The organism is Chromobacterium alkanivorans (genome assembly GCF_016937655.1).
GTDB classification, from domain to species: domain Bacteria; phylum Pseudomonadota; class Gammaproteobacteria; order Burkholderiales; family Chromobacteriaceae; genus Chromobacterium; species Chromobacterium alkanivorans.
On record NZ_JAFHKL010000001.1, the window covers coordinates 566,453 to 592,603 of the forward strand.

Sequence of the window (26,151 nt, forward strand, 5' to 3'; positions counted from 1 at the left end):
GGAAACAACCATGAGCGATGTTTTCCAATTCATGAAGCTCTCGCGCAACCCCGGCGACAAGGTCGACGCCTCCGTGCGCAAGATCGAATTCAAAGAGATCTACCAGCCGCTGCACAGCGTGGACGCGGCGGAGCAGGCCGGCCGCTGCCTGTCCTGTGGCAACCCGTACTGCGAATGGGAGTGCCCGGTGCACAACTACATCCCCAACTGGCTGAAGCTGGTGGAGGAGGGGCGCTTGTTCGAGGCGGCGGAAATGTCGCACAAAACCAATAGCCTGCCGGAGATCTGCGGCAGGGTCTGCCCGCAGGATCGTTTGTGCGAAGGCGCTTGCACCTTGAACCAGGGAGGCTTCGGCGCGGTTTCCATCGGCAGCATCGAAAAATACATCACCGACGAGGCCTTCAAAGCCGGCTGGCGTCCGGACATGTCCAAGGTGGTGTGGACGGACAAGAAAGTCGCGGTGATCGGCGCCGGCCCGGCCGGCCTCGCCTGCGCCGACGTGCTGGTGCGCAATGGCGTCAAGGCTGTGGTGTTTGACCGTTACGAGGAGATCGGCGGCCTGCTGACTTTTGGCATCCCGGAATTCAAGCTTGAGAAAGATGTGGTGCGCCGCCGTAGGGAAATCTTGGAGGGCATGGGCGTGGAGTTTGTGCTGAATACGGAAGTGGGGAAAGACATCGCCTTCGACAAATTGCTGAGGACGCACGACGCCGTGTTCATGGGTATGGGAGCTTATCAATATATGAAGGGTGGTTTCACTGGTGAGGAGAGTCCCGGCGTATTGGAGGCTTTGCCCTACTTGATCAACAATGTGCGACAGACGCAAGGAACCCTGTCTAAGGGCGAAGCCGCAATCTCGATGAAGGGTAAGCGCGTATTGGTGCTGGGCGGGGGCGATACAGCGATGGATTGTATAAGGACGGCCGTTCGGCAAGGTGCGGTGAATGTCAAATGCGTATACAGGCGTGGCGAGGCGAGCATGCCTGGCTCAAAGAGAGAAGTCACAAATGCAAAAGAAGAAGGAGCTGATTTTCTATGGAATTATCAGCCGCTGGCGATTGAGCCGATGGTGAGCGGGAGCTTAGCTGTACGACTCGCGCAGACTCAGCACCTCCCTGTAGGCAAGAGAGGGCGCGGCACTGTAGAGCTTGTGCCGGGAAGTGAGATGGTCATAGAATGTGACCGCGTTATCATTGCGTTTGGCTTTATGCCACAGAAGCAATCATGGTATGAGACGGCAGGCATAATGACTGATGAGGCTGCGCGAGTGAAAACAAGCTTAAAACCAACCTTTCAGCATCAAACTTCCCATAGCAAGATTTTTGCAGCAGGCGATATGGTGACAGGTTCGGATTTGGTTGTGACAGCAGTGTTCGGAGGTCGACAAGCTGCGTTAGAAATAGTTGACTATCTTGCTGGTATGGATTCATCCGCTAGCTAAGGTAATTGCGTTAAGCGAAAATTAAACTGGGTGGTCAAAAAGGGCGTGAAGTCATTTGTGGCATTAGTCATTAATTGCTTCGCGCCTATTTGCAATATATGCTGCTTTTTTAAAGATTTTCATGAGGTTTGGGTTCGGGCTTCAATTTATAAGTTGGCGGCGCACATAAGGTGTTATGTGGCTTATGTGGGCTTGTGATGCAAATCAATATCAAATCAACAAAATTGTGAATGAAACAGGTGTCATTGATTATGAAAACTGATAATCTTAAGCTGGCAGTTGTTGGGCTTGGTTATGTCGGTCTTCCTTTGGCCGTAGAATTTGGTCGAAAAAGAGCGGTTGTTGGGTTTGATATAAAAGAAGAGCGGATTAAAGAGCTAAAAGAAGGCGTGGATTCAACTTTGGAAACATCTAAAGAAGAAATTCATGCCGCCTCCTTTTTGAAGTTTACAAGCGATCTGGGTGATATCGCTGATTGCAATTGCTATATTGTTACAGTCCCGACCCCGATAGATAAATATAACATTCCAGATTTGTCCCCTTTGATCAGCGCTAGTAAAAGCGTTGGGAAATTGCTAAAGAAGGGCGATATCGTAATTTATGAGTCGACTGTTTATCCAGGGGCAACGGAAGAGGATTGCGTTCCTGTACTGGAGCATGAGTCGGGCTTGACCTTTAATGTAGATTTTTATTGTGGATATAGCCCGGAGCGGATTAACCCTGGTGATAAACAACACCGAGTTACAACTATCAAAAAAGTGACATCCGGCTCAACTGTTGAAATCTCTGAAGTTGTAGATCAACTCTACAACGAGATTATCGTTGCAGGAACACATAAAGCCTCAAGTATAAAAATTGCAGAGGCGGCCAAGGTTATTGAAAACACCCAGCGTGACCTGAACATCGCACTCATTAATGAGCTCGCCATCATCTTTAATAAGATGGGCATTGATACTGAGGAAGTTTTGAACGCGGCAGGTAGCAAGTGGAATTTTCTGCCATTCAGGCCTGGTCTCGTAGGCGGGCATTGTATCGGTGTTGATCCTTATTATTTGACACATAAAGCTCAAGCCATTGGCTATCACCCAGAAATTATCTTGGCAGGTCGCCGCCTGAACGACAATATGGCGGAATATGTCGCTGGTCAATTGATAAAGCAAATGGCTATGAAAGATATCTCGGCGTCAAAAGCCAAGGTTTTGATTTTAGGTCTTGCCTTTAAAGAGAACTGTCCAGATCTGCGTAACACCAAGATCATTGATGTCGTTTCTGTGTTAAAAGAGTATAACTGTACTGTGGATGTATATGATCCATGGGTTAGTTCAGTAGAGGCTGCTCATGAATATGGTATTTCAGTTTTGGAAGAGATAAACGATACGGATTACGATGCTGTCATCGTGGCTGTTGCGCATAATGAATTTAGAAGCATGGGAGTCAAAAAGATTCGTTCTTTTGTTAAACAAAAGAGCGTGATTTATGATTTAAAATATGTTTTAAATGCAACTGATTCGGATTTGAGGCTGTAATATGAGGTATTTTCAACAGCTAAGAAGTAAAATTTCGAAAACCGAAAAGGTCTGGCTGATTACAGGTGTTGCTGGCTTTATTGGTAGTAATCTTCTAGAAGAGCTACTGATATTAAATCAGAAGGTGATTGGTCTAGATAATTTCAGTACCGGCAATATGCGCAATTTGGAAGAAGTCCAGCGTGGGGTAACGGCAGGGCAGTGGAGTAATTTTAGATTTATCGAAGGAGATATACGAGATTACTCGACTTGTGAGGGGGTATGTAAAGGAGTGGATTATGTGCTCCACCAAGCAGCTCTTGGTTCCGTCCCCAGAAGTATTAATGATCCAATAACGACCAATCAAACTAATATTGATGGTTTTTTGAACATGCTACAAGCAGCAAAAAATGCCTGTGTAGAAAGTTTTACGTATGCGGCTAGCAGTAGCACATATGGAGATCATCCAGCTTTACCTAAAGTTGAAGACAATATTGGAAAACCGCTAAGCCCTTATGCGGTTACAAAGTTGGTGAATGAGCTGTATGCGGACGTATACTCAAAAGTATATAATTTTAAACCTATAGGGCTTCGTTATTTTAACGTATTTGGACGTAGACAAAACCCTGCAGGAGCTTATGCAGCTGTTATTCCGAAGTGGACGTCAGCAATGATTGCTGATTCCGATGTGCTCATAAATGGCGATGGTGAGACCAGCCGGGATTTTTGTTTTATAGAAAATGTTGTTCAAGCAAATTTACTAGCAGCGTTGGCGTCGGATAATGCAAAAGGCCAAGTATATAATGTGGCGTTTGGTGGTCGAACCAGCTTGAACCAGCTTTTCGATATGATTCGGTCTGAATTAAAAGAAAATGGAATAGTTTACTCTAAAGACGCATTGAAGCAAGATTTTCGAGCTGGTGATGTACGTCATTCTCAAGCTGATATTTCCAAGGCAGAGGGACTTCTCCATTACAAACCCATATTTTCGGTTGGAGATGGGATTAAGAAAACTATGCCATGGTATGTTGGCTACTTCCTAGAGAAAAAATAAAGCTGCAACGCACAGGGAAATAAAAGGTCTAAATTGATTTGTTAGAATTGTAATTCCATTTTAACTATTTCAATTTAGACCTTTTGTCTTGGTTGTGTTTGTTTTTGTTGGGCTAAATTTAATCTACCTTTATTAGCTTGCTAATATAGTGCCGTTCAACTGAATGAAGATAGTTTGTTGATTTGCTACATATGCTTAATAGGGGAGAAGCATATTTTTTGATGTGGAAGAAAGTCTCATGTGTGTTGCAGTCAGCTGCAGGTAGAAAGCATTAAGTGCTTGGCGAGTCTAAATGGAGATGATTCCACATCGTTTCATGGTCTGAGCTGAGGTGCAGTATGGAGGTTAGATTTGGGGGACGAGTCTACAATTGTACTGCACGTCGCTCTCTTTTAGAGATACTGGCTCATTCTTGGATAGCTTTATCTAAATAAGATGCTTATCTCTTTGGGTCTCTTTGTCTAAGTTTTGTGATTCTGCATCCCAAAAATCTAATATATAGTCTGCGGAATAAAATAGTACCCTTTTTCGAGGGCATATTGCAGTAGTTTTTATTGTCTCCCATTGTTGAACATTGTACAAAGGTTGATGATAAAGAGCGAAGCCGTTAGCATGGAAATGCAGGCTATTGATGTGAATATATAAGTAATTGCACTTCGGAGTAATGTTAGGCCATGAGAGGTATGTTCACAATTGCCATGGGAGATGTTATCTCGAAGTTGTTATTGGTCGTAATAAATTTAATGCTCATTCGCAACCTTAGTGTTACTAATTATGCGCACTTTACGATTTTAACAACGGTTTCTTTTCTTGGTTATCAAATGGTATGCGGGCCATTGGAGAGGCTTTATATTGCGGAGCATGCAAAATATAAAGAGCATCTGACGGCAATAAAAAATACATTGCTTTTATTGTGCCTGTTGTTGTCCAGCATTTGGTTGTGGAGAATTTCGACAGGTTTAGACGTTCTTCTTTGCTGCGTAAGCATTGTTATACTAACGCATCATCAGTATTTGAAGATTTTCTTCCAGAAGCATGAGAACTTCACATCATATAGCATGATGGAGATTTGTAAGAATTTTGGATGGCTTATTTTTGCAGCCATTCCCATCGTATTTAAAATTCAGGTAAATGAAGTCTACTATTTCGTTGTGCTCATTTTGTCAGCGATGTTAACAGTTCTTATTTTTGGGGGCTCGAGTCAACTATTTTTGTTGAAAGTGCCTAAAAAAGGAGCGAGGCTTTGCTCTGCGGCTGTCTTAAAAAAGGCAAATTTCGTTATTGGCTATACTTTGGCCGGTGCCGCAATTCCATATTACCCCGTTTTTGTGGCGGCATACACGGGAGAGCCTTACGTTACATCACTTTACGGCGCGGCGAGCAGATATTTGGCCATTCTAAATATGGCTGCTTTTGCATTTAATACAGCATTACTACCTCAATTGGCTAGTGTAAAAAACATCGGTGAATGCAGGAGTATCATCAAAGGACTTTCCAAGAAACTGCCTTTTTTTATTTTGTGCTACATGCTAGTAATAGTTATTGTTTATTTTGGTATACCTTTTGTTGATAAAGGTAAGTATTCAGAATTGCCAGTTATTTTTTTGCTGATGTCGATTGCTCCATTCTTGTCGCTAATTAGTTCACCATTTATAAATATTCTTTTGCTCAATAATGGATCGAGACTGATTTTTTTGACAATGCTATCAGCTTTGATTCTGAGCGTTGTTATAGTTCCATTGATGAGTAGTGTGTTGCCATTTCAATACATTCCTGCTGTAGGTTCTATCATCACTTATTTCTTGATTGCTTTCATATGCATTCTTGGTGCAGGCAATATTAAAGAGCTTACCCCTCTGATTAATCAGAAAATGAAAATGTAAGAGATGAAAATTCTACTTATTAATTATTTTTTCCCTCCGGCAATTGATGCACATGCATATAGATGGCATCAATTGATGAGGTATTGGTCTGAAAATGGGCATGAGGTGGATGTCATAACAAGTGGTGATTTTGAAGGTACAATTTTTGATGAGCCACATATTTTCTCTTCAATTGCCAGGTTAGGCAGAAAAAGAAGACAGCATAGTGCAGTATATGTTGAGAAAAAGCGAAGCCTACAAAGTAATATTAAGGGCTCTCTTTTAAAATTGTACCGAAAAATATACTGGCCAGATGCATTTTGGCATTGGATATTTCCATTAAGTGCTGAGTTATTTAAGAGACGCAAGGTGAAGTACGATCTTATCGTGTCTTATTATCCATGTTTATTGGCGCACTTGGGGGCGTCATATTTGTATTCGAAGCAGAAAAATGATAATGCCAGATGGATTGCAGACTATGGAGATCCATTTTCTACTTCTGACTCGATGCAGCCAAATAATTTCGCACTATATAAGAAAATTAATATTTATATTGAGAAGTTGATGCTGAATAGATGTTCTGCTGTCGTGTTTACTAATGAAACAACCGCTAGAGACTACGTGGGAGCAGAGGTATGTAACCGAGAAAAGGTCTCTGTTATTCCACACTTGGTGGATATTGACAGTTTTTATGTTGGAAGTGGACCTGGCTTACACGAGGAAACAAGTAAAAATAAAATAATTCGTCTTGTATATATAGGTGGCTTTCATAAAGGGATTAGGGAGCCAGATCAATTGTTTAGCCTGGTGAAGGTTGTTAACGAGCTTGGGTTAAAATTAGAATTAGATATCTATGGGCCAGCAAATGGATATGACTTCGGGAAGTATGACTTTAGCCATATAAACCATCGTGGGATTATTGCGAGAGAATTGGTTTCGACAGTTATAGAAACTGCAGATTTTTTGGTGAACGTGGATAATGTAAATTGTTCAATGACTCCAAGTAAGATTGTTGAGCTTATCGCTACAGGTAAGCCAATTATAAATATTGGGGCTCAAAATACCCCGCATAAACTGTTCTCAATGTATGAGGATGAGGGATATTGTTTTAATTACAATTATATGGAGAGTCATGAGAATGGCTATACGAAAATAATTGATTTTATTGGTAAAAACACGGGGCGTTATGCTTCTATTGATACGGTAAAGGCTATCCTTGAGGGGTATGATCTGCAAGATATAGCCTCTCAGTATGTAGCTGCAGTCGGCATGCATTGAGGAGTATGGGCAAAGTGATATTAATTTTTATTGCTCTAACAATACTACTTACCATTACTATAATGCTTCGGCGTTTTAAGTCGGCCGAAACTATGTTGCTGATCCCTTTTTGGGTGGGAGCTATTTTTTTACCTGCACTGAGCGACCTGCCATTCTTTCATATTGATGAGGGGCACTATATATTATGTGTGTTTTTGATTTTTGAATGGTTTGTGTTGACACTTCTTGGTTTAATATTTCCGAAAGTTTATCAAAGCAATCATTTGAATAGCCGTGTTTGGCAGAATGAAAATATTACGTACCGTTGGGTGATAGGGATTTTAATAGGTTTGTTTGCAATTTATATTGTAGGTATTTTGGGTAAGTTAATAAATGCGCCAAGTATCAGTGATTACTTTTTAGAGCAACGTTCGCTTGCGCATGCGGGAGAAGGGGTTGATGCTTCTAATCCACTGATATATAGATCAATCAATATTTCCATGGGTTTGGTTGTTGTTTTCTTTTGGTTTATAAGGTTTTATGAAGGTAGTGTAGCAAAATATAATAATAAAATATTATGGGCTTTATTGATATTCTCGGGTTTGGCCAGCTTGTTGGAGGGCAATAGGTCTACACTTATCGTTACTGTTGTTGCATTGGTCTCAAGTTCTTATTATTACAACCTCATAAATTCTAAGGTGCTATTGCGTGTCATAGCCATTTTTGTATCACTCTTTGTGGTCTCAATGCAGGTGCTGCGTTTGGATGGTGATTTCTCCATAGAGGGTATAAAAATTGCTCTTTCATGGTTCTTTATATACGCATTTGGATCGGTATATTCATTTTCTTTTTTCATTGCACAAAAGATAAATACTTATTGGTACGCTTTTGACATTGCGGCAAATAAATTTGGTTCTGATTTTTCAAAAATGGTTGGTGCAAAGGATTTCTTTATTATCGACTATACGAATATAGGAAGCCTTAGCACTAATGTATACAGTGGCTATGCTGTGTTGTATGATTACCTTGCTTGGTGGGGGCTGGCCTTTATATTTATCAAAGCACTTGTGTTTTATGTGCTTAAAATAATGTCGGGGCGTAGCTACTACTGGAGAGGGGCATTTTCTGTTGTTTTGGCAAGCTACCCATTAACTATTTATCATGAATTTTTTCTGACGACAATATATTACTGCATTAACATTGTGTACTTATATGTGCTGTACTGCGTAGTTTATTGTGTGGTAAGTGCGTGTAGAAAACTAACGCAAAAAAAACATAATATCTGAAAGGGAAAATGATGTGTGGAATAGCTGGTATTTTCTCTAGGAATCATCAGCCTTCATCGCTTGTGTGTGAGTTAAAAGAAATGCTGGATAAAATTTCTCACAGAGGCCCTGATGCTGAAAAAATCTGGTCTGATAATGATGTTAATTTGCATTTTGGCCATAGGCGGTTATCAATTTTTGATCTTAGTGATAGCGGCAGCCAGCCAATGATGTCGCAATGTTGTCGGTATGTCGTATCGTATAATGGTGAGATTTATAATTTTGAGGAGTTGAGAAAGGAATTAAATCAGATAAATGGATTCATGAATTGGCGGGGCGGTTCTGACACAGAGGTTCTGGTCGAGTGCCTTTCAAACTATGGCGTAATGGAAACAATCGCTAGGATAACTGGTATGTTTTCTATCGCGATATATGATAGGCAAGAAAAGTGTGTTTATTTAGTGCGTGATAGAATGGGGGAGAAGCCTTTATACTATGGCGTGATAAATGGAAGATTTGTTTTTGCTTCTGAACTTAAAGCCATTGCGCAGTGTTATGGCGAGTATCTCAATTTGGATTTAGACTCTACTTCGTCGTATATGAGTTTCGGTTATGTCGGTGGAGGTAGATCTATATATAAAGAAATAAAAAAACTCCCCCCCTCCAGTTATATAAAATTAAATCTGGAGTCTTCAGTATTATCCGAGGTTGAGAAATATTGGAATATAGCCCATTACTTTGAGAAAGAGGACCAACCCTCTAATGAGATTGGAGTGTCTCAGCTTATTGCAAAATTGGATGATGCATTAAATACTGTGATAAGAAGACAAGCAATGGCAGATGTTCCATTGGGGGCATTCTTATCTGGAGGTGTCGATTCAAGCTTGGTTTCTGCAATTATGCAATCGCAAAGCCATCAACCAATAAAAACTTTTACTATTGGATTTGATGAAGATACATATAATGAGGCACCTTATGCAAAGGCAGTTGCCGAGCATTTAGGGACTGACCATACAGAGTTATTTGTACGTGCTTCAGATGCTTTAAAATTAGTCGAAGAGTTACCCTCTATTTATGATGAGCCCTTTGCAGACTCTTCACAGATACCGACATTACTCGTTTCGAGAATGACCAAGCAGTATGTCACTGTTGCCTTATCGGGCGACGGCGGGGATGAGCTATTTAGTGGCTACCCAAGATATCAGCTATGTGAGAAATTATGGCAAAAGCTTTCAAAGACGCCATATTGGGTAAAGAGTAGCACGTCAGCAATATCAAGCTCTCTCTCTCCGTTGAATTGGGACAAACTATTAAAATTAGTACCCAGAAGTCTTCGTTCAGATTTCACAGGAAGAAGAATATATGGGATTTCTGATTTTAGTAAATCAGTTAGCCTCGAGGATCTCTACTTAAAATTAATGACAAGATGGAAGCATGAAGATCACCTTGTATTAGGTAGTCAGACTACAGGTAATTTTGTTGATGGTTTTCATCGAGATTTGTCGAACATAAACCAAATGAGGCTTTGGGACATACAAAACTATTTGCCTGATGACCTACTGGTTAAGGTTGATCGTGCATCAATGTGTGCAAGTCTAGAGATTCGGGCTCCTCTATTGGATCACAAGATTGCGGAGTTTGCGGTCTCTTTGCCTCGAGATATTTTATTAAAAAATGGCAATGGCAAGTGGATACTAAGGGCGCTACTAGACAAATATGTGCCGCGTGAGCTTATCGAGCGTCCCAAGAAAGGATTTGAAGTTCCATTGGCAAAATGGTTAAGAAGTGATTTAAAAAAATGGGCTGAAGAGATTTTGGATCCTATTCAAATAAAAAATGAGGGTATTTTTGATTACGCTAAGGTTAGGAAAGTTTGGGATCAACATCAAAGTGGGCATTACGATCGCTCCCTATATCTTTGGCATGTTTTGATGTTTCAAGCATGGCGTAATTTTAGTCGGTGATTGTAAAAATGAAAATTTTAATAAATGCGCTTTCTGCAAAGCTTGGCGGTGGTCAAACATATATTAAAAACTTATTGGACAACTTGCCTAATAGGGATGGTTTGACAATTTACATATATTGCCCAGATAACTTGCTATTGCCGGAAAGTGAGAACTTAAAAAAATTATCTACCTTTTGGCCTACCAATAATCCAATTTCTCGATTTATTTGGGAGCGCTTTGCTCTTCCATTGATTCTAAAAAAATACAAAATTGATATCTTATTTTGTCCTGGTGGTGTGGTAAGTACAAAGCCTCCTGTTGGATGTAAAGTTGTGACAATGTTTAGAAATATGATGCCATTTGATGATGAGCTCATTTCTACTATGGGGTGGGGGAGGGATAAATTAAGACTAGTCTTGCTAAAAAGGGCTATGTTGAATAGTATGAGCAAGGCTGATTTAACGATTTTCATTTCAAATTTTGCACGCACTCATATTGAAAAATATATTAAAATAAAAAATGCGGTAACTATACCGCATGGTATCAGTAAGGATTTTTTACTACAAAAATTGCCATTGGCTCGTCCTATAGAGGCTCCTCAGAAAAAATATATTCTTTATGTTTCAAGGTTTGAAATTTACAAACACCATCGAGAAGTTGTGGCAGCTTACGCAAGCTTGCCTCTAGAGCTGAGATCACAATACCCTTTGGTATTGGTTGGTGAGACCAATATGCCGGAGGCCTGCTTTATAAGAGAGTTGATAGCGCGTGAGAATTTACAAAATGATATCTTATTAATGGGCGGGGTGGATTATAAAAATGTCCCTGCCTGGAATCAAAATGCTCACGTTATACTGTTTGCATCTTCGTGTGAGAATTGCCCAAACATCTTATTAGAGTCATTGGCTTCAGGTCGGCCTGTTCTTTCGTCTAACGTAATGCCAATGCCGGAGTTTGGAGGGGATGGAATATTATACTTCTCCCCACACTCCCCTGATTCACTAAGGGTAAAGTTGGAAGAAATACTTACCAATAAAACTCTTTTAGAGAATTTATCTAAATCTTCTTATGAAAGAAGCAGTGTATATCGATGGTCCGGTACTGCGAAAAAAACTTGGGACAATGTATTTGATTTAGCTGAGATGAATTGAAGGAACTGAGATGAGAGAACACAATAAGCGTATCGTCATACTGGGCGTATCTGGCATGCTTGGGAATGCAGTATATCGGTTACTGTCTCAATCTGGAGTGTATGAGGTATTTGGAACGGTTCGATCGATGGGAGCCATTTCCGCTTTTTCAGATGAGCTCAAATTAAATGTAACTCAAGGGGTCGATGTTGAAAACTTTGATCACCTTTTGTCAGTGCTGTCCTCTCATAAGCCAGATGTTGTCATAAATTGTATTGGTTTGGTTAAGCAATTAGCTGCTTCCAATAACCCTCTTGATGCATTGCCAATAAATGCTATTTTTCCACATAGATTAGCAAATATCTGCAGCGCAGTTGGAGCGAGACTGATACATCTGAGTACAGATTGTGTATTTTCTGGTAAAAAGGGAGATTATGTTGAGGCAGATTTCCCTGATGCCTATGACCTTTATGGCCGGAGTAAGCTGATTGGAGAGGTTGACTATCAGAATGCCATAACACTTCGTACCTCTATTATAGGTCATGAATTAAACGGGAATAGAAGTCTGATTGATTGGTTCTTGAGTCAGGAAGGTAGTATATTGGGTTATAAAAATGCTATCTTCTCTGGGCTTCCGACGGTTGAAATTGCGAGAATAATCCGAGATTTTGTTATCCCCAATAGAGAGTTGAGAGGGGTGTATCATGTTTCGGCTGAACCTATTAATAAATTTGATTTGCTGACCTTGGTTGCTAAAATTTATGGTAAAGAGATTGAAATCAAAGAAGATATATCTCTTTCTATCAATAGGTCATTGAACTCCATCAGGTTCCGAAATGCAACAGGCTTTGAACCATTGGAATGGCCTGAGATGATTGCACTGATGAAGAACTTTAATTAAGAGAGAAATGAAAATGAATAGTTTTAAAGGGAAGTCATTGTTAATTACTGGCGGTACTGGTTCGTTTGGAAACGCTGTCTTGCAGCGTTTTATTGACTCTGATATTTCAGAAATTCGTATTTTCAGCCGCGATGAAAAAAAACAAGATGACATGCGGAAAAAATATAACAATATTAAGCTTAAATTTTATCTCGGCGATGTAAGAGATTATCGTAGCATAGAGCAAGCTATGCGCGGCGTTCACTATGTATTTCATGCCGCGGCTTTGAAGCAAGTGCCTTCTTGTGAATTCCACCCCATGCAGGCTGTTTGGACTAATGTGTTGGGAACTGAGAATGTTTTGATGTCTGCTATCGCTGCAGGTGTCAAAAAGGTTGTTTGTCTGAGTACTGATAAAGCAGTATATCCAATAAATGCAATGGGTATCAGTAAAGCGATGATGGAAAAGGTTATGGTTGCAACCAGCCGGAATCTGGAAGGAACCGGTACAACCATTTGCGGCACGCGTTATGGTAATGTTATGGCATCGCGTGGCTCTGTTATTCCTTTATTCGTTGAGCAAGTACTAGCAGGAAAGCCGATTACAATCACGAATCCGGATATGACTCGATTTATGATGACATTAGCTGATGCGGTTGATCTCGTACTTTATGCATTTGAGAACGGGAGGAACGGTGATATTTTTGTTCAAAAAGCACCCGCTGCAACTGTTGAGACTTTAGCGCATGCGATATTGTCCCATATGAAGAAAGAGAATCACCCTGTGCACGTTATTGGAACACGGCACGGTGAAAAGCTATATGAAGTTCTGTTAAGTAGAGAAGAAATGGCGTGTGCGGAAGATATGGGTGAATATTTCCGTGTCCCTCCCGATGGTCGAGATTTGAACTATACAAAATTCGTAGAACAAGGTGATCAACGTTTGACTCGCACGAGTGTGGGTGAAGATTATAACTCACACAATACAGACCGGCTTGCAATTGATGGAATGAAAGAACTTTTGATAAAGTTGGATTTCATGCAGCGTATTGTGAGAGGTGAAGTAGCGGTAGCGGAGGAGTGAAAGTGAAAAAGCTGAAAGTTATGACGGTTGTTGGGACTAGACCCGAGATAATTCGTTTGTCGCGTGTAATGAAGAAGCTGGATGATTTTTGTGAACATGTTATTGTTCATACGGGACAGAATTATGACTATGAGTTGAATCAGATTTTTTTTGACGATCTTTGCATTAGAAAGCCTGATCATTTCCTGAATGCTGCCGGAGCGTCCTCTGCTGAGACAATTGGCATGATCATTGCCAAAATGGATGATGTCCTGGTCACGGAGAAGCCTGATTCATTGCTTGTTTTGGGCGATACCAATAGCTGCTTATCTGTAATTCCGGCTAAAAGAAGAAAAGTACCTATATTCCACATGGAGGCTGGTAATCGCTGTTTTGATTTGCGTGTCCCCGAAGAAATTAATAGACGAATTGTTGATCATACTTCAGATGTGAATTTGACATATAGCTCTATTGCCAGGGAGTGCCTACTGAAAGAGGGTTTGCCTGCCGACTTAGTCATCAAAACAGGTAGCCCAATGGCGGAGGTATTGTCATACTATCAAGAAGCTATTGATCGGTCTGACGTATTGGAACGCTTGGGGTTGAAGTTTGGTGAGTTTTTTGTTGTCAGTGCTCATCGCGAAGAGAATATTGACTCTGAAGTTAATTTCTCTAAGCTGATAAACATTTTGAATGAAATTGCTGAGCAATATAAACTACCTATCATTGTGTCAACGCATCCAAGAACTCAGAAAAAGCTTGATACTATTGGTGCTAAATTTAATAAAATGGTTAGACTGCTCAAACCATTAGGCTTTACTGATTATAATAAGCTTCAACTTTCAGCTCGAGCCGTATTGTCTGATAGTGGAACTATAAGCGAAGAATCTTCGATCCTGAACTTTCCTGCGTTAAATATAAGAGAGACTCAGGAGCGCCATGAGGCCTTTGAAGAGGGGGCTGTGATGATGGTGGGGGTGAATATCGATAGAGTTATGCAAGGCTTGTCTGTTCTTGAACAGCAGCCGCGTGGAGATGAACGATTGCTTATGCCTGTTTCAGACTATTCTACCAGGAATGTTTCTGACAAGGTTGTGCGCATTATTCATAGCTACACCGATTATGTGAATAGGGTAGTATGGAAGAAGTATTGAGGCAAGATTAATGCGGATTGTACTAATCGCGGATACTTTTCCACCCCATCGCACCTCTGGGGCGGTGCAACTTCGGGATTTGGCTCGAGAGTTCGTGCGTCAAGGACATAATTTGACGGTGCTTCTTCCGTCATCTGGCCAAAGGGAGCCTTGGCTGTTGGAGGATTTTGATGAGGTGCAGGTGCTACGTTTAAAAGCGCCACGTACGAAAGATGTTGGTTATGTCCGACGTACGTTGGGGGAGCTCTTCATGCCCTTTTCGATGTTATTACAGCTTCGAAAAAGCCCACTAGCTAATGAAGGGTGGGAGGGGGTTGTGTGGTATGCGCCATCTATTTTTCATGCTCCTTTGGCGAGAGCACTTAAAAATGCTAGTGGTTGTAAAGGCTACTTAATCATTCGTGATATCTTTCCTGATTGGGCGGTTGATATGGGGCTGATGAAGCGGGGGTTGCCTTATCTGTTTTTTGATATGGTGGCACGCTATCAGTATTCTGTAGCTGATATTATTGGTGTTCAGACCCCTGGTAATCGAAATTACTTTGATTGTTGGCAACAGCAGCCTGGTCGTCAATTAGAAATTCTACAGAACTGGCTTGATACTCCTGCTGCAGCACCATGTTCGATACAAGTCAACGAAACCTATTTGAAAGGGCGCAAGATTTTTGTCTATGCTGGAAACATGGGGGTGGCCCAAGGCATGGATATTTTGCTTGATTTGGCTGATAAAATGTATCGTAGATCAGATGTTGGTTTTTTATTTGTTGGCCGCGGTAGTGAGGTGAGTAGGCTAAGAGCTGCAGCTCAAAAACGGCAGCTTGATAATGTTATGTTTTTTGAAGAAATTCATCCTGATGAAATTCCTGGGCTTTATGCTCAGTGTAGTGCGGGTATTGTTGTTTTGGACCCTCGTCATAAGTCTCATAATATTCCTGGGAAATTTTTAACTTACATGCAAAGTGGCTTGCCTGTATTGGCAAGTGTTAATCGAGGTAATGACCTTGCCCAATTGATCCGTGATGAGCGGGTCGGGCAAGTCTGTGAAAGTAACCGAGTTGATGAGCTACTATTTCTTGCGGAGGAGTTGCTGACTCAGCTTGAAGGTAATACTGCAGCCTTTTCGGTGCGTTGTAAGGGTCTTTTTGAGCGTGAATTTTCTGTAAAAAAAGCCGTGGGGCAGATTGTGGCCGCGCTATCTTCTTGATTTCTTGCTGATAGTGTGTTGTAGGAATGTTTTGTATGGGTCTGATTTTTAATGTGAATTTACGAGCAAAGAGTTTTAACATGATTAGACCTGGTGGGAGTGGTGTATGTGTAGTAGATTGCGGTGATAAAATATTGGATTTCAATGTATCCCTCGAATTTTAAAGCATCCTTGTAACTCTTTGCTTGGGGTTTTATCTTCGATAATCTTATGCTTTACCTTTGTTGGAAAACATCGAAGGGTGTATATAAATGCTGGTAATTCTATTGGCGGCTACATTTTTCTCCTTGCTTGTTGGAATGTGTTTGATTCATTTTGCACATTTGCACGAACATTTTTCGGCTGATTACGAACTGAGCGGAGTGCAAAAGTTTCATGCTCAGCCTGTGCCACGTATTGGAGGGGTGCCGATTGCTGCTGGGTTAGTGGCGGGAAGTTGTATGTTGGCGTGGCTATTAAAGGATGCTTCAGTTTTGATGCTCTTGGCGGTGGCACTTCCTGCTTTTGCCGCAGGGATTTTTGAAGATGTCACAAAAAAAGTGGGGCCATTGCCTAGGTTGCTGGCAACCTTTCTTGCGGCCGCGCTAGGGTATTATATTCTTGGTGCAAGTTTACAGCGCTTGGATATTCCCTTGCTTGATGGTTTTTTAGTACGTTTTTGGATTTTTTCATTGCTTTTAACGATAGTTGCCGTGGGAGGGGTCGCTCACGCAGTGAATATTATTGATGGGTACAATGGGTTGTCTGGCGTTGTGTCAATCTTCATTTTCCTTGCTATGGCGTATGTGGCATTTAAAGTGCAGGATACTATGCTGGTTGGCATCTGTTTTGCTATGGTCGGCGCTATCGCTGGGTTTTTGTTTTGGAACTTTCCCCGGGGGTTGATGTTTGCAGGGGATGGCGGTGCTTATTTGGTTGGTTTTATGATCGCAGAAGTCGCTGTATTATTGGTTGCACGCCACTCTCAAGTCTCTCCTTGGTTTCCATTGCTGTGTGTGATTTACCCAGTATTTGAAACCTTATTTTCAATCTATAGGCGTAAGTTTTTGCAAGGCCGAAGAATCGGTTACCCTGATGCGCTGCATTTACATCAATTGATCTATATGCGGTTGGTGCGGTGGATGGTAGGCTCCAAGGATGTAAGTCATAAAACTATGCGTAATAGTTTGACTTCTCCTTATTTATGGGCCCTGTCTTCTGTGTCTGTGGTGCCAGCTATGTTGTTTTGGAATAATACTGTTGTATTGATTGGCTTCGTGTTGGCATTTATGTTTACTTATGTGAGGCTATATCGAATGATTATTCGTTTCCGCACCCCGGGCTGGTTGTTGCTGCGGAAGTCGGTCCGTCATTGATGATTTATGCCTTTATTAATATTTGTCGTTTTGAATGCAGGGGTTGGCGGGAGACAAGTCTTGTCTGGGATTTTATTTGCAGTGGGCATACTCTGAAAGTATGGTGCATACTGACTGTAAGCCATTTTCCACATATAGTTGAGAAAGGGCTGTTGCAGAAAGCTCGTAATAAATATGAAACAGCGTTGCTTCAGTGAGGAACAGCCAATCGTCTTCCTCTTGTAAGCTAAACTCTGCATGGAGGGGCGATCTGTGCTCGGCGTGACCGACTCTTGACGAACCAATGCTGTGCTATCTAAGAGAACTTGCTATGTCGCTGACCCCCACAAGCGACAGTTTGACTCGTGTATTTAACTTGCTGAAATCGAGTCACACGTCATCTTTCCTGCTTTGACGGTTGGGGCCATCAGCTTGGGCTTCGCCTCATCTGACCGCGGTTTTCGACTGAGGCGATTTTGCTGTTTGGGTTTTGTGTGGAGCATTCCTGAAGGGCTACGCTTTCGACTGCTGAGTGCTTGGTGTGTGTGTGGCTGTGTGTCACGTTTAGGCGTCGATCTAGCTAAGCAGGCCAGGATGCTGAAATTTGACATGGCAGGCTCTTGAAAACCCTCTCTCTCGTCCCTATCATTAGCACTCGCAGCAGGTGAGTGCTAACGCCCGCCTCAACTCAACAGGTTTCAACTCTCAACAGCCACTGTAATAGGAGAGATCCATGGCAATTCGTCCTTTGCACGACCGTGTTGTTATCAAGCGCCTCGAGGCTGAAGAAAAGACCGCTTCCGGCATCGTTCTGCCGGGCGCCGCCGCCGAGAAGCCGGACATGGGCCAGGTGTTGGCCATCGGCAACGGCAAGATCCTGGACAACGGCGAGCGTCGCTCGCTGGAGCTGAAAGTTGGCGACAAGGTCATCTTCGGCAAGTACTCCGGTCAGACCGTCAAGGTTGACGGCGATGAAGTCCTCGTGATGCGCGAGGAAGATGTAATGGGCATCGTTGAGTAATCCGACCCGCATCTGAACTTCCCTACACAGAATTCTGGAGATTTAAAGAATGGCTGCTAAAGACGTAAAGTTTGGTGATTCCGCTCGCGCCAAGATGGTAACCGGCGTCAACATCCTGGCTGATGCCGTTAAAGTGACTCTGGGCCCGAAAGGCCGCAACGTGGTGCTGGACCGCTCCTTCGGCGCGCCGACCATCACCAAGGACGGCGTATCCGTCGCCAAGGAAATCGAACTGAAAGACAAGTTCGAGAACATGGGCGCGCAGATGGTGAAAGAAGTCGCTTCCAAGACTTCCGACGTGGCCGGCGACGGCACCACCACCGCTACCGTGCTGGCTCAAGCCATCGTGTTGGAAGGCATGAAGTACGTCGCCGCCGGCATGAACCCGATGGATCTGAAGCGCGGCATCGACAAGGCCGTTGCTTCGTTGGTGGGTGAAATCGCCAAGATCGCCAAGCCGTGCGCCACCACCAAGGAAATCGCTCAGGTTGGCTCCATCTCCGCCAACTCCGATTCCGACATCGGCGACATCATCGCCAATGCGATGGAAAAAGTGGGCAAGGAAGGCGTGATCACCGTTGAAGACGGCAAGAGCCTGAACAACGAGCTGGACGTGGTTGAAGGCATGCAGTTCGACCGCGGCTACCTGTCCCCGTACTTCATCAACAACCAGGACAAGCAGATTGCCGCTCTGGACAATCCCTTCATCCTGCTGTTCGACAAGAAAATCTCCAATATCCGCGACCTGCTGCCGGTTCTGGAGCAAGTGGCCAAGTCCGGCCGCCCGCTGCTGATCATCGCCGAAGACGTGGAAGGCGAAGCGCTGGCTACTCTGGTGGTCAACACCATCCGCGGCATCCTGAAAGTGGTTGCCGTTAAAGCCCCGGGCTTTGGCGATCGTCGCAAAGCCATGCTGCAGGATATCGCCTTCCTGACCGGCGGCACCGTGATTGCCGAAGAAGTGGGCCTGACCCTGGAAAAAGCCTCGCTGGAAATGCTGGGTCAAGCCAAGCGCGTTGAAGTGGGCAAGGAAAACACCACCATCATCGACGGCGCCGGCCAAGCTGCCGAGATCCAGTCCCGCGTGGGCGAGATCCGCAAGCAGATGGAAGAAGCCACTTCCGATTACGACCGCGAGAAACTGCAAGAGCGCGTGGCCAAGCTGGCCGGCGGCGTTGCGGTGATCAAGGTTGGCGCTGCCACCGAAGTGGAAATGAAAGAGAAGAAGGCCCGCGTTGAAGACGCGCTGCACGCTACTCGCGCCGCTGTGGAAGAAGGCGTTGTGGCCGGCGGCGGCGTTGCTCTGCTGCGCGCCCGCTCCACTCTGGACAGCCTGAAAACCGACAACGCCGATCAGGACGCCGGCGTTAAGATCGTACTGAAGGCCATCGAAGCGCCGCTGCGCCAGATCGTCAAGAACGCCGGCGAAGAGCCGTCGGTCGTGGTGAACAAGGTGCTGGAAGGCAAGGGCAACTTCGGTTACAACGCGGCCAGCGGCGAGTACGGCGATATGCTGGAAATGGGCGTGCTGGATCCGGCCAAGGTAACCCGCTCCGCTCTGCAGCACGCTGCTTCGGTGGCTGGCCTGATGCTGACCACCGACTGCATGATCGCTGAACTGCCGGAAGACAAGCCGGCGGCCGGCATGCCGGATATGGGCGGCATGGGCGGTATGGGCGGCATGATGTAAGTCGACGCCTCCTAGGCTTTGAAAAAACCCCGCTACGGCGGGGTTTTTCTTTTGCGGGCTTAAAATGCGTAGGCTTCTGGCAAAATAAGGTCGGGGCATATATTAAGTTAAGGAGTGCGTGATGGAATTGAAGGCGTTGTTGGGCAGTCTGGACGAGATTTTGGAGCCGTGGCGCTACAAGGACTACGCGCCCAACGGCCTGCAGGTGGAGGGCGGGCCGGCGGTGCGCAAGTTAGTGACCGGGGTGACGGCCTCCCAGGCGCTGATAGAGGCGGCGGCGTCGCGCGGAGCGGACGCCGTGCTGGTGCATCACGGTTATTTCTGGAAGGGCGAAGACGCTCGGATTTGCGGCATGAAGCGCAAACGGGTCAAAACTTTGCTGGAGCATGATTTGAGCTTGCTGGCTTACCACCTGCCACTGGATGCGCATCCGGAACTGGGCAATAACGCGATGCTGGGCAAGGTGCTGGATTTGGAGGCGCAGGGGCAGGGCGGCGAGCAGGGCCTGCTGTGGCACGGGGCGTGGCGGCATGGCGGTTCCGCCGGGGATTTCTGCGGGCATGTTTCCGCCCGGCTGGGGCGCGAGGCTTTGTTGCTGGGCAGGGTGGACAAGCCGGTTTCGCGCGTAGCCTGGTGCACCGGCGGCGCGCAGAGTTTTTTCGCCGAGGCCATTGATCTGGGGGTGGACGCCTTCATCACCGGCGAAGCCTCCGAGCAAAATCATCATATGGCAATGGAGTGTGATGTGGCTTTCATCGCGGCGGGGCATCACGCCACGGAGCGTTTTGGCATCAAGGCTTTGGGCGAGCGTCTGGCTCAGCTTCATGGCATAAGTGTTGAATTTGTGGACATTTCCAACCCGGTTTAGGCGGCTTGGCAGGGCTTCGGCCAATTTATTTGCATAGAAGCTTCAAGTCCCTACTCGGAATCGGGTAAAATCAGGCAGTTTTGGGCTCGGTTTCCACGTTTGAGGATGACTGTAATGAGTGAACAACAAGTCGATGCGGGGCGCCGTCGCTTTCTGACGGTTGCAACCAGCGCTGTTGGTGGTGTGGCGGCGGCCGGAGTGGCGACGCCGTTTCTGATGAGTTTCTTCCCGTCCGAGAGGGCGAAGGCCGCCGGCGCTCCCGTCGAGGTGGATATCGGCAAGATCGAGCCGGGCCAGAAGATCAACGTCGAGTGGCGCGGCAAGCCGGTATGGGTGCTGAACCGCACGCCGGAGCAGTTGAAAAACCTGCCGAAGCTGGACGATAAGCTGGTTGATCCCAAGTCCGAAATGGATCAGCAGCCGACGTACTGCCAGAACGAGCACCGCTCGATCAAGCCCGAGCTGCTGATCGCCGTCGGCATCTGCACGCATTTGGGCTGTTCGCCGACCCACCGTCCGGATATCGCGCCCGCCGATCTGGGCCCGGACTGGCTGGGTGGCTTCTACTGCCCCTGTCATGGTTCCAAGTTCGATTTGGCCGCGCGCGTTTACAAGGGCGTGCCGGCGCCGAAGAACTTGGAAATTCCGCCGCACAAATATCTGTCCGACACCCGCCTGCTGATTGGCGAAGACAAATAAGCTGAGGGGGCTACATGACTAAAGGACAAAAGCTGCTCAACTGGGTGGACGAACGTTTTCCGCTATCGTCGATGCTCAAGGAGCACGTCACCGAGTATTACGCGCCGAAGAACTTCAACTTCTGGTACTTCTTCGGTTCGCTGGCCATGCTGGTTCTGGTGATCCAGATCGTCACCGGCATCTTCCTGACCATGAACTACAAGCCGGACGGCACCTTGAATGGCGCCGGCATCCCGGTCGCCTTCGCCTCGGTCGAATACATCATGCGCGATGTGGCCGGCGGCTGGATCATCCGCTACATGCACTCCACCGGCGCCTCGATGTTCTTCGTGGTGGTGTATCTGCACATGTTCCGCGGCCTGATCTACGGCTCCTACAAGCAGCCGCGCGAGCTGGTTTGGGTGTTCGGCACGCTGATCTTCCTGTGCCTGATGGCGGAGGCCTTCATGGGCTATCTGCTGCCTTGGGGCCAGATGTCGTTCTGGGGCGCGCAGGTGATCGTCAACCTGTTCGGCTCCATCCCGGTAATCGGTCCGGACCTGTCGGTGTGGATTCGCGGCGACTACGTGGTGTCTGACGCCACGCTGAACCGCTTCTTCGCGTTGCACGTGATCGCGGTGCCGCTGGTGCTGCTGGCGCTGGTGGTGGCCCACCTGATCGCCTTGCACGAAGTGGGCTCCAACAACCCGGACGGCGTTGAGATCAAGAAGCTGAAGGACGACAAGGGCATTCCGCTGGACGGCATCCCCTTCCACCCGTACTACACCGTCAAGGACGTGCTGGGCGTGGTGGTGTTCCTGATCGTGTTCTCCGCCATCGTCTTCTTCATGCCGGAAATGGGCGGTTACTTCCTTGAGAAGCCCAACTTCGACCAGGCCGACCCGCTGAAGACCCCGCCGCATATCGCGCCGGTATGGTATTTCACCCCGTTCTACGCCATCTTGCGCGCCATTCCGTCTTTCCTGGGCACCCAGGTTTGGGGCGTGATCGCGATGGGCGCGGCGGTGGTGCTGATCGCCTTCCTGCCGTGGCTGGACCGCTCGCCGGTGAAGTCCATCCGCTATCGCGGTCCCAAGTTCAAGTTCATGCTGGTCCTGTTCATCGTGTCCTTCATCGGTCTTGGCATTCTGGGCGCCCTGCCGTCCACCAATGCCCGCACCGTGATCGCGCAGGTGCTTTCGTTCATCTACTTCGTCTTCTTCCTGGGCATGCCGTTCTACACCAAGAACGATGTGGGCAGCATTCCGGTGCCGACGCGGGTGACCGATACCAACGCCAAGCGCCAAATCCGGTTTGCGGTGCTGGTGGTGGTGACCGTGGTGGCCGCCGCCGTATTCGCCATGAACGTGTAATAAGGGGAGAGGACTCATGAAAAGCAAAATCCGTCACCTGATCGCGGCCATGGCGCTGGCGCTGCCGTTCAGCGCTACGGCCCTGGCGGCCAGCGAGGGACCCGCGCTGCCCAAGGCGCCGATCAATATCCAAGATACGGAAAGCCTGCAACGCGGCGCGCAGATCTTCACCAACTACTGCCTGTCCTGCCACTCGGCCAGCGCGATGCGCTACAACCGCCTGACCGATATCGGCCTGACCGAAGAGCAGATCAAGGCGAACCTGCTGCCGGAAGGCGCCAAAATCGGCGATCAGATGAATATCGCGATGAACAAGAAGGACGCGCAAGCCTGGTTCGGCGCCACGCCGCCGGATTTGTCGCTGATCGCGCGTTCTCGCGGCGCCGACTATCTGTACGGCTATCTGCGCGGCTTCTACCGCGACCCGAGCCGGCCTACCGGCTGGAACAACGCGGTGTTCGACAAGGTGGGCATGCCGCACATCTTCTGGGAATGGCAGGGCGAGCAGGTGCTGAAAACCGCGAAGAACGCGGAAGGCCATGAAGAGCACAAGCTGGAGCTGATCAAGGCCGGCACCCTGACCAAGCTGGAGAACGGCAAGGCCAACACCGTGGAGTTCGACAAGCGCATGGCTGACTTGACCAACTTCCTGGTCTACGTCGGCGAACCGGCTCAGGTGAAGCGTCAGCAGATCGGTTATGTCGTCTTGATGTTCCTGTCGCTGTTGCTGTTGCCGTTGGCCTACTTCCTGAAGAAAGAGTACTGGCGCGACGTGCATTAAGCCCGATTGCGGCTTTTGAAAAAGGCGGAGAAATCCGCCTTTTTTATTTTGAATCATTGACTTACGATGCGGCGCTGGAAATGGGGTGGGGGAAAGTGCTAGAATGCCCAGCTGAATCAACCCATTGTTAGTTAAGGATTTCCTCCTGCCATGATGACTCTTTACTCCGGAATTACCTGCCCGTTCAGCCAGCGTTGCCGCATCGTGCTTTTTGAAAAGGGAATGGATTTCGAAATCATTGATGTGGACATCCATAACAAGCCGGAAGACCTGGCGGTGATGAACCCCTACAATGAGGTGCCGGTATTGGTCGAGCGCGATTTGATCCTGCACGAATCCAATATCATCAACGAGTACATCGACGAGCGCTTCCCGCACCCGCAGCTGATGCCGGCGGACCCGGTGATGCGCGCGCGCGCCCGCCTGTTCCTCTATCGTTTTGAAAACGAGCTGTTCATCCACGTCAAGGCGCTGGAAGCCGGCGCCACCGGCAAGGAAGCGAACAAGGCGCGCGAAGCCATTCGCGACGGCCTGACCACGATCGCGCCGATCTTCGCCAAGCAGAAGTTCATGCTGGGTGACGACTTCTCCATGATCGACGTGGCGATCGCGCCGTTGATGTGGCGCCTGGAGCATTACAACATCGATCTGGGCAAGAACTCCGCGCCTATCCTGAAGTACGCCGAGCGTATCTTCCAGCGCCAGTCCTTCATCGATTCGCTGACGCCGTCCGAAAAGGCCATGCGCAAATAAGGATTGCCAATGAGCTCCAGCACCAAGCCCTACATGATCCGAGCGCTGCACGAGTGGTGCGGCGACAACGGCTTCACGCCCTATGTGGTGGTATGGGTCAACGAGCGCGCCGACGTGCCGCGCGAGTACGTGAAGAACAACGAAATCGTGCTGAACATCGGTTTGTCGGCCACCAAGAACCTGCGCATCGACAATGACTGGCTGTCGTTTTCCGCTCGCTTCGGCGGCGTTTCGCGCGACATCTGGGTGCCGATCGGCAATGTGATGTCGATCTTTGCCCGGGAAACCGGCGAAGGCATGGGCTTCGAAGTGGAGCTGGGCGAGGCGGAAGCCGCCGCGCCGACGCTGAAACCGGTGGCGGCCGACGACGAGGCCAAGCCGACGGAGGCGACGTCCGAGCCGGAGGCTCCGGTCAAGCCGAGCGGGCGTCCCAGCCTGCGCATCGTCAAATAGCGCTTGCAGTCCCGAGAGCGAAAGCCGGCCCTTCAGGGCCGGCTTTTTCATAGGCGGGGACTTAAAAAAAGGGCGCCGACGGCGCCCCAAGTCCCTTACCACAACAAGAAAATCCGAATTTATTCGACACGCTCCCCGTGCAGGATCACATCCAGTCCTTCGCGTTCTTCGTCTTCCGCGACGCGCAGCCCAATCACCACATCGATCAGCTTCAGCAAGACTAAGGTGATCACGGCGCAATAGGCCGCGGTGATGCCCACGCCCAGCGCTTGAGCGGCGAGGCTGCCTTCGGCGCCGCCGATTTCCTTGACCGCGAAGACGCCGGTGAGCAGAGCGCCCAGAATGCCGCCGATGCCGTGCACGCCGAAGGCGTCCAGAGAGTCGTCGTAGCCCAACATGTGCTTGAGCCCGGTGGCGCCCCAGAAGCAGACCACGCCGGCCGCCAGGCCGATGATCAGCGCGCCCTTGACGTCGACGAAGCCGGCCGCGGGGGTGATGGCGACCAGGCCGGCGACCGCGCCCGAGGCAATGCCCAGCACCGAAGGCTTTTTCTTGGTGAGCCATTCGGCGAACATCCAGGCCAGCGCGGCGGCGGCGGTGGCGAGCTGAGTGGTGACCATGGCCATGCCGGCGCGGCCGTCCGCGGCGGCGGCGGAGCCGGCGTTGAAGCCGAACCAGCCCACCCACAGCATCGACGCGCCCACCAGGGTCAGCACCAGATTATGCGGCGGCATCGCCTCTTTGCCGAAACCAACGCGCTTGCCCAGCACCAGGGCGGTCACCAGGCCGGCGATGCCGGCGTTGATGTGCACGACGGTGCCGCCGGCGAAGTCCAGCACGCCCTTGTCCGCCATCCAGCCGCCCGGCGCCCAGACCCAGTGCGCCACCGGCGCGTAGACCAGCAAGGACCACAGCGCCATGAAGACCAGCATGGCGGAAAACTTCATCCGCTCGGCGAAGGCTCCGGTGATCAAGGCCGGGGTGATGATGGCGAAAGTCATCTGAAAGGTCATGAACACCGATTCCGGTATGGTGCCGGCCAGCGGATGCACGGCCAGTTTGCCGGCTTCTTTCAGATAAACCATGCCGTCCAGCATCACGCGGCTCAGGTCGCCGAGATAAGGCGTGCCGACGGTGAAGGCCAGGCTATAGCCGACGACCACCCACAGCACCGTGATCAGCGCGGTGATCGCGAAACTCTGCATCAGCGTCGCCAGCACGTTTTTCTTGCGCACCATGCCGCCATAGAACAGCGCCAGGCCGGGGATGGTCATGAACAACACCAGGGCGGTGGAGATCAGCATCCAGGCGGTGTCGCCGGCGCTGATGCTCTTGGCGTCGGCAATAGCCGGACCCGCCGGCGCGGCGGCGAGCGCCAGCGGAGCCATCAGGCTCAAGCCGGCGAGCTGAATGGTTGCGAGCAGTTTTTTCATTGTCGT

Annotated in this window: 22 protein-coding genes; 21 read left to right on the forward strand and 1 reads right to left on the reverse strand. The window is 47.7% G+C overall.

From position 1 onward, the window contains the following. Positions 1–10 precede the first annotated feature (10 nt). The 21 genes from JW897_RS02645 to JW897_RS02745 all read left to right on the forward strand — a co-directional run bounded on the left by JW897_RS02645 (position 11) and on the right by JW897_RS02745 (position 24,712). Positions 11–1,441 carry a glutamate synthase subunit beta gene (locus JW897_RS02645; RefSeq protein ID WP_205465098.1) on the forward strand — a complete coding sequence of 477 codons (1,431 nt, stop codon included), beginning with the start codon at positions 11–13 and terminating at the stop codon, positions 1,439–1,441. Positions 1,442–1,692: 251 nt separating this feature from the next. Next, the gene (gene tviB / locus JW897_RS02650) at positions 1,693–2,967 is read left to right on the forward strand and encodes a Vi polysaccharide biosynthesis UDP-N-acetylglucosamine C-6 dehydrogenase TviB (protein ID WP_048414346.1); all 1,275 of its coding nucleotides are present in this window, start codon (positions 1,693–1,695) and stop codon (positions 2,965–2,967) included. A gap of 1 nt (position 2,968) precedes the next feature. After that, positions 2,969–4,000, forward strand: a complete 1,032-nt coding sequence (locus JW897_RS02655) for an SDR family oxidoreductase (protein WP_205465099.1) — start codon at positions 2,969–2,971, stop codon at positions 3,998–4,000. A gap of 683 nt (positions 4,001–4,683) precedes the next feature. Then, positions 4,684–5,883, forward strand: coding sequence for a polysaccharide biosynthesis protein (locus JW897_RS02660; RefSeq protein WP_205465100.1), 1,200 nt, complete (start codon positions 4,684–4,686; stop codon positions 5,881–5,883). Between the two features lie 3 nt (positions 5,884–5,886). Continuing rightward, positions 5,887–7,140 (forward strand): glycosyltransferase, encoded by a 1,254-nt coding sequence (locus JW897_RS02665; RefSeq protein ID WP_205465101.1) that lies wholly within the window; start codon positions 5,887–5,889, stop codon positions 7,138–7,140. A gap of 92 nt (positions 7,141–7,232) precedes the next feature. After that, on the forward strand, positions 7,233–8,405 hold the full coding sequence (locus JW897_RS02670; protein WP_205465102.1) for an O-antigen polymerase: 1,173 nt from the start codon (positions 7,233–7,235) through the stop codon (positions 8,403–8,405). A gap of 11 nt (positions 8,406–8,416) precedes the next feature. Continuing rightward, the gene (asnB, locus tag JW897_RS02675) at positions 8,417–10,348 is read left to right on the forward strand and encodes an asparagine synthase (glutamine-hydrolyzing) (protein WP_048414348.1); all 1,932 of its coding nucleotides are present in this window, start codon (positions 8,417–8,419) and stop codon (positions 10,346–10,348) included. A gap of 8 nt (positions 10,349–10,356) precedes the next feature. Continuing rightward, complete coding sequence (locus JW897_RS02680; RefSeq protein WP_205465103.1) at positions 10,357–11,481, forward strand: glycosyltransferase family 4 protein; 1,125 nt, start codon at positions 10,357–10,359, stop codon at positions 11,479–11,481. A 10-nt stretch (positions 11,482–11,491) separates the two neighbouring features. Beyond that, positions 11,492–12,361 carry a dTDP-4-dehydrorhamnose reductase family protein gene (locus JW897_RS02685; RefSeq protein ID WP_205465104.1) on the forward strand — a complete coding sequence of 290 codons (870 nt, stop codon included), beginning with the start codon at positions 11,492–11,494 and terminating at the stop codon, positions 12,359–12,361. Positions 12,362–12,368: 7 nt separating this feature from the next. After that, positions 12,369–13,424 carry a polysaccharide biosynthesis protein gene (locus tag JW897_RS02690; RefSeq protein ID WP_048414161.1) on the forward strand — a complete coding sequence of 352 codons (1,056 nt, stop codon included), beginning with the start codon at positions 12,369–12,371 and terminating at the stop codon, positions 13,422–13,424. Positions 13,425–13,426: 2 nt separating this feature from the next. Next, a complete protein-coding gene (gene wecB, locus JW897_RS02695; RefSeq protein WP_048414162.1) occupies positions 13,427–14,557 on the forward strand; it encodes a non-hydrolyzing UDP-N-acetylglucosamine 2-epimerase in 1,131 nt (376 codons plus the stop codon). Between the two features lie 157 nt (positions 14,558–14,714). Beyond that, positions 14,715–15,761 (forward strand): glycosyltransferase family 4 protein, encoded by a 1,047-nt coding sequence (locus JW897_RS02700; RefSeq protein WP_240352044.1) that lies wholly within the window; start codon positions 14,715–14,717, stop codon positions 15,759–15,761. Between the two features lie 251 nt (positions 15,762–16,012). Further along, positions 16,013–17,116 carry an MraY family glycosyltransferase gene (locus tag JW897_RS02705; RefSeq protein ID WP_082158935.1) on the forward strand — a complete coding sequence of 368 codons (1,104 nt, stop codon included), beginning with the start codon at positions 16,013–16,015 and terminating at the stop codon, positions 17,114–17,116. Positions 17,117–17,828: 712 nt separating this feature from the next. After that, positions 17,829–18,116 (forward strand): co-chaperone GroES, encoded by a 288-nt coding sequence (gene groES / locus JW897_RS02710; protein WP_048414164.1) that lies wholly within the window; start codon positions 17,829–17,831, stop codon positions 18,114–18,116. Positions 18,117–18,165: 49 nt separating this feature from the next. Beyond that, positions 18,166–19,806: a chaperonin GroEL gene (groL, locus tag JW897_RS02715; protein ID WP_048414165.1), complete on the forward strand. Its 1,641-nt coding sequence runs from the start codon at positions 18,166–18,168 to the stop codon at positions 19,804–19,806. A gap of 121 nt (positions 19,807–19,927) precedes the next feature. Further along, positions 19,928–20,674: a Nif3-like dinuclear metal center hexameric protein gene (locus JW897_RS02720; RefSeq protein ID WP_048414166.1), complete on the forward strand. Its 747-nt coding sequence runs from the start codon at positions 19,928–19,930 to the stop codon at positions 20,672–20,674. A gap of 114 nt (positions 20,675–20,788) precedes the next feature. Next, complete coding sequence (gene petA, locus JW897_RS02725; protein ID WP_048414167.1) at positions 20,789–21,373, forward strand: ubiquinol-cytochrome c reductase iron-sulfur subunit; 585 nt, start codon at positions 20,789–20,791, stop codon at positions 21,371–21,373. A gap of 14 nt (positions 21,374–21,387) precedes the next feature. Further along, a complete protein-coding gene (locus JW897_RS02730) occupies positions 21,388–22,725 on the forward strand; it encodes a cytochrome b (protein WP_048414168.1) in 1,338 nt (445 codons plus the stop codon). A gap of 16 nt (positions 22,726–22,741) precedes the next feature. Next, complete coding sequence (locus tag JW897_RS02735) at positions 22,742–23,506, forward strand: cytochrome c1 (protein ID WP_048414169.1); 765 nt, start codon at positions 22,742–22,744, stop codon at positions 23,504–23,506. A gap of 150 nt (positions 23,507–23,656) precedes the next feature. Next, the gene (locus JW897_RS02740) at positions 23,657–24,259 is read left to right on the forward strand and encodes a glutathione S-transferase N-terminal domain-containing protein (protein ID WP_039756141.1); all 603 of its coding nucleotides are present in this window, start codon (positions 23,657–23,659) and stop codon (positions 24,257–24,259) included. Positions 24,260–24,268: 9 nt separating this feature from the next. Beyond that, positions 24,269–24,712, forward strand: a complete 444-nt coding sequence (locus JW897_RS02745; RefSeq protein ID WP_205465106.1) for a ClpXP protease specificity-enhancing factor — start codon at positions 24,269–24,271, stop codon at positions 24,710–24,712. A 119-nt stretch (positions 24,713–24,831) separates the two neighbouring features. Here the strand turns inward: JW897_RS02745 and JW897_RS02750 are convergent, their stop codons facing one another. Further along, positions 24,832–26,145 carry an ammonium transporter gene (locus JW897_RS02750; RefSeq protein WP_205465107.1) on the reverse strand — a complete coding sequence of 438 codons (1,314 nt, stop codon included), beginning with the start codon at positions 26,143–26,145 and terminating at the stop codon, positions 24,832–24,834. Between the last annotated feature and the right edge of the window lie 6 nt (positions 26,146–26,151).

Bases quoted from the DNA above. Each gene is read 5' to 3' on its own strand.
- JW897_RS02645 (WP_205465098.1), top strand. From the start codon at position 11: ATGAGCGATGTTTTCCAATTCATGAAGCTCTCGCGCAACCCCGGCGAC.
- tviB (WP_048414346.1), top strand. From the start codon at position 1,693: ATGAAAACTGATAATCTTAAGCTGGCAGTTGTTGGGCTTGGTTATGTC.
- JW897_RS02655 (WP_205465099.1), top strand. From the start codon at position 2,969: ATGAGGTATTTTCAACAGCTAAGAAGTAAAATTTCGAAAACCGAAAAG.
- JW897_RS02660 (WP_205465100.1), top strand. From the start codon at position 4,684: ATGTTCACAATTGCCATGGGAGATGTTATCTCGAAGTTGTTATTGGTC.
- JW897_RS02665 (WP_205465101.1), top strand. From the start codon at position 5,887: ATGAAAATTCTACTTATTAATTATTTTTTCCCTCCGGCAATTGATGCA.
- JW897_RS02670 (WP_205465102.1), top strand. From the start codon at position 7,233: ATGTTGCTGATCCCTTTTTGGGTGGGAGCTATTTTTTTACCTGCACTG.
- asnB (WP_048414348.1), top strand. From the start codon at position 8,417: ATGTGTGGAATAGCTGGTATTTTCTCTAGGAATCATCAGCCTTCATCG.
- JW897_RS02680 (WP_205465103.1), top strand. From the start codon at position 10,357: ATGAAAATTTTAATAAATGCGCTTTCTGCAAAGCTTGGCGGTGGTCAA.
- JW897_RS02685 (WP_205465104.1), top strand. From the start codon at position 11,492: ATGAGAGAACACAATAAGCGTATCGTCATACTGGGCGTATCTGGCATG.
- JW897_RS02690 (WP_048414161.1), top strand. From the start codon at position 12,369: ATGAAAATGAATAGTTTTAAAGGGAAGTCATTGTTAATTACTGGCGGT.
- JW897_RS02705 (WP_082158935.1), top strand. From the start codon at position 16,013: ATGCTGGTAATTCTATTGGCGGCTACATTTTTCTCCTTGCTTGTTGGA.
- groES (WP_048414164.1), top strand. From the start codon at position 17,829: ATGGCAATTCGTCCTTTGCACGACCGTGTTGTTATCAAGCGCCTCGAG.
- groL (WP_048414165.1), top strand. From the start codon at position 18,166: ATGGCTGCTAAAGACGTAAAGTTTGGTGATTCCGCTCGCGCCAAGATG.
- JW897_RS02720 (WP_048414166.1), top strand. From the start codon at position 19,928: ATGGAATTGAAGGCGTTGTTGGGCAGTCTGGACGAGATTTTGGAGCCG.
- petA (WP_048414167.1), top strand. From the start codon at position 20,789: ATGAGTGAACAACAAGTCGATGCGGGGCGCCGTCGCTTTCTGACGGTT.
- JW897_RS02730 (WP_048414168.1), top strand. From the start codon at position 21,388: ATGACTAAAGGACAAAAGCTGCTCAACTGGGTGGACGAACGTTTTCCG.
- JW897_RS02735 (WP_048414169.1), top strand. From the start codon at position 22,742: ATGAAAAGCAAAATCCGTCACCTGATCGCGGCCATGGCGCTGGCGCTG.
- JW897_RS02740 (WP_039756141.1), top strand. From the start codon at position 23,657: ATGATGACTCTTTACTCCGGAATTACCTGCCCGTTCAGCCAGCGTTGC.
- JW897_RS02745 (WP_205465106.1), top strand. From the start codon at position 24,269: ATGAGCTCCAGCACCAAGCCCTACATGATCCGAGCGCTGCACGAGTGG.
- JW897_RS02750 (WP_205465107.1), bottom strand. From the start codon at position 26,145: ATGAAAAAACTGCTCGCAACCATTCAGCTCGCCGGCTTGAGCCTGATG.